The sequence below is a fragment of the Phytoactinopolyspora endophytica genome (genome assembly GCF_004138495.1).
Taxonomy (GTDB): domain Bacteria; phylum Actinomycetota; class Actinomycetes; order Jiangellales; family Jiangellaceae; genus Phytoactinopolyspora; species Phytoactinopolyspora endophytica.
In genome coordinates, this window is record NZ_ML142876.1 from 25,000 (window position 1) to 27,931 (window position 2,932).

Here is a 2,932-nt window from a genome sequence, read left to right on the forward strand (position 1 = left end):
GTGGTCTCATGAAGGCGCACCTGTCGTGGCCGGCCCGGCCCATCGGGCCACTACCGCGAGAAGGCCGGCCGTGAGGTCATCCAACACGCGCTTCCCTTCGGCTTCGGTCGCACCGGCGGGGTCGCCGAGCACTCCGTTCCCGGACACAGCACGCACACCCCCGGTTCGGAGCACGGGCATCAACTCGTCCAGCGGCTCGGTCGCACCGGCGGCGGCCCGCTCGGTACGTACCCGTGCGCCGTCGAGGGCGAGCTGGAGCGACGTCTCGACGAAGCCGGCATGCGCGTCCCCCGTCCAGCGCGGCGTCCATGCCATCACGTCTCGGGACTCGGCACGCAGCTTCGAGGCGGCACGCGCCACCGCCTCGGCATTGCCGCCGTGCGCGGAGACGATGAGCATCCGGCCGAACGTCTCACCCGCCGACCTGCCCAGCTCTATGAGCAGCGTCGCCAGCGCCTCGGTACCGATCGACAGCGTCCCCGCGAACCCGGCATGCTCACCGCTGGCACCGTAGGCGAGTACAGGCGCGACGACGACATCGGCGCGTTCTTCGGCCAGCCTGCGGCACAGGGCGTCCGCCAGGTCGGCATCCGTCGAGAGCGGCAGGTGCGGGCCGTGCTGCTCGGTGGATCCGACAGGGACGGCCAGCACTGCACCGGCAGCGGCGGTCGCTTCCGCCTCAGGGAACGTCATGTCGCCCAACCGCGAGGCATGGCCCGACGACGGCACGCCGGCCGGCCGCGGTCCGTGATCCAGGCCCGGCACGTCACCACCCGTCGCCGCGTGGTCCGGCAGTGTCATGGTGTGTAGACGCGGTGGCCGTCGTCGCCCCCGAGGCTCCAGCAGAATCCGGACGGGATGACCAGATCATCCCGGGACAGCTCCGCGATCGAGGATCGGCCCAGACCCATCAGAGCCGAGTCGATGCCGTTGCGGAGTATGTCCAAGACGTTCTCCACGCCTGTCTGGCCCTCGGCGGCCATCCCCCACAGGTAGGCGCGACCGATGAGCACCGCACGGGCACCCATGGCCAGCGCCTTCACAACGTCGGCTCCCCGCCGCACCCCGCCGTCCATCAGTACCTCGATCTGGTCGCCGACGGCGTCCACCACGGCGGGCAGCACCCGGATGGCGGCGGGCGTGCCGTCGAGGTTGTTGCCGCCATGGTTCGACACCGACATCGCCGTCGCTCCGATGTCGGCCGCCCGGCGTGCGTCGTCGATCCGGCACACACCCTTGACCACGAACGGCCCGTCCCACTGTTCGCGTAGCCAGCGCAGGTCTTCCCAGGTGGGCTTCGGAGTCTGCATCCACTCGCCGTAGGCGTCGAAGAACCCCGGGGCCGACCCGCCGGGGAGCGCCATGTTCGGGACGCTGAGCTCGGGGGGACGCAGCGTCTTCGCGTAGCTCTTGAGGTAACGCCACCGCCCAGGCGGAGCCACCTCGGGCAGATGGCGGAGGATCGTCCGCAGGTTCATGGCGTTCGGGATCCGCGGGCTGCCCCAGTCCCGCCCGTGCGAGAACGACCAGTCCAGTGTCGCGATCACCCCTACGGCACCGGCACGCCTGGCACGCTCGAGACGGTGCAGCATCGCGTCCCGGGTGCCGCACCAGTAGATCTGGAACAGGGTCTGCGGGTTCGCCTCCACGACCTCTTCCACCGGCCTGCTCGCGAAGCTGCTCAGTCCCATCGCGGTGCCCCGGTTGGCCGCTGCACGGGCGACGGCCGTCTCGCCGTCGGGGTGCACCGCCTGGACGCCCGTGGGTGAGAGGATCACCGGCAACTCGAGCCGCTGGCCGAGGACGGTGGTGGCCAGTTCCCGCTTGTCGTGCTGGCCGACGACGTGCGGCGCGAAGCCGAGTTCGCCGAACGCCTCGACGTTCCCGGACAGCGTGGACCCACGTTCTGACCCCGCGATCAAGGCCATGTACACGGACTTGGGAAGTCTCCTCTTGGCGCGCCGCTGAGCCTCGGCCACGCTCTCGAACCACGCGTCACTCATCGTTGCCTTTCCCGCCTCGAGCCGCGCTACGGCCCGCGCCGTCAGTGTGTGATGGCGGATGCGCCCGCGGGCGCGGTCGCTGTCGGTTGGAAATCCGCGAGGGGGTGCTCGTTGCAGGCGCTCGCCGGCGGCTGGTCCGGGCGTCGTCGCTGCAGGGTGATCGGCACCGGTCCACGGGTGGCGGGCTCGGTTCGGTGCGAGTGGTCGCCGGACGGCTTGGGCGGCCGGCTGTCGCCCCGCGCGAGCAAAGCGTCGGCTCCGTACCCCTGAACGCATTCGGGGTCGGGTCCGTCCAGTGGCAGCCCGGTGAAGAACTTCGCCGCCATGCACCCGCCGCGGCACGTGTCGAAGTGCTGGCAGGACGCGCATGCTCCACCCGTCTGCGGGCTGCGCAGCTCGGTGAAGAGCTCCGACTCCCGCCATACCGCGGTGAACCCGCCGCCGTCGCGGACGTTCCCGGCCAGGAACGACTCGTGGATGGCGAACGGGCAGGCGTAGACGTCACCCACCGGGTCGATCAGACAGACGACGCGCCCGGCCCCGCACATGTTCAGCCCGGGAAGCGACTCGCCGTACGCCGACAAGTGGAAGAACGAGTCGCCGGTCAGGACGCTCTCACCGTGCGCGACCAGCCAGTCGTAGAGCTGCCGTTGCTGCTCGGCGGTGGGATGCAGGTCATCCCAGACGTCGGCGCCACGGCCGGACGGCCGGAGCCGGGTGAGCCGTAGCTGCGCGCCATGACGGTCGGCCATCGCCTTGAAGTCGTCGAGCTGTCCGGCGTTCTCCCTGGTGACCACCACGGAGAGTTTGAAACCCCGGAAGCCGGCGTCGGCCAGGTTGCGCATCGCGCGCTCCGCCGTGTCGAACGAGCCGGACCCGCGGACGGCGTCGTTGACCTCCGCCGTCGCCCCGTCGAGCGAGATCTGTAC

3 protein-coding genes are annotated in these 2,932 nt (G+C 70.7%); all 3 read right to left on the reverse strand.

Annotation, left to right across the window (positions count from 1 at the left end; all coding sequences use genetic code 11):
* Positions 1–6: 6 nt before the first annotated feature.
* Positions 7–801, reverse strand: a complete 795-nt coding sequence (gene mftE, locus ELR45_RS32265) for a mycofactocin biosynthesis peptidyl-dipeptidase MftE (protein ID WP_205857701.1) — start codon at positions 799–801, stop codon at positions 7–9.
* On the reverse strand, positions 798–2,003 hold the full coding sequence (mftD, locus tag ELR45_RS32270) for a pre-mycofactocin synthase MftD (protein WP_129669944.1): 1,206 nt from the start codon (positions 2,001–2,003) through the stop codon (positions 798–800). Before mftD ends, mftE begins: the two co-directional genes overlap by 4 nt.
* A 41-nt stretch (positions 2,004–2,044) precedes the next feature.
* On the reverse strand, positions 2,045–2,932 hold an 888-nt coding region (gene mftC / locus ELR45_RS32275), incomplete at its 5' end, for a mycofactocin radical SAM maturase (RefSeq protein WP_240760296.1).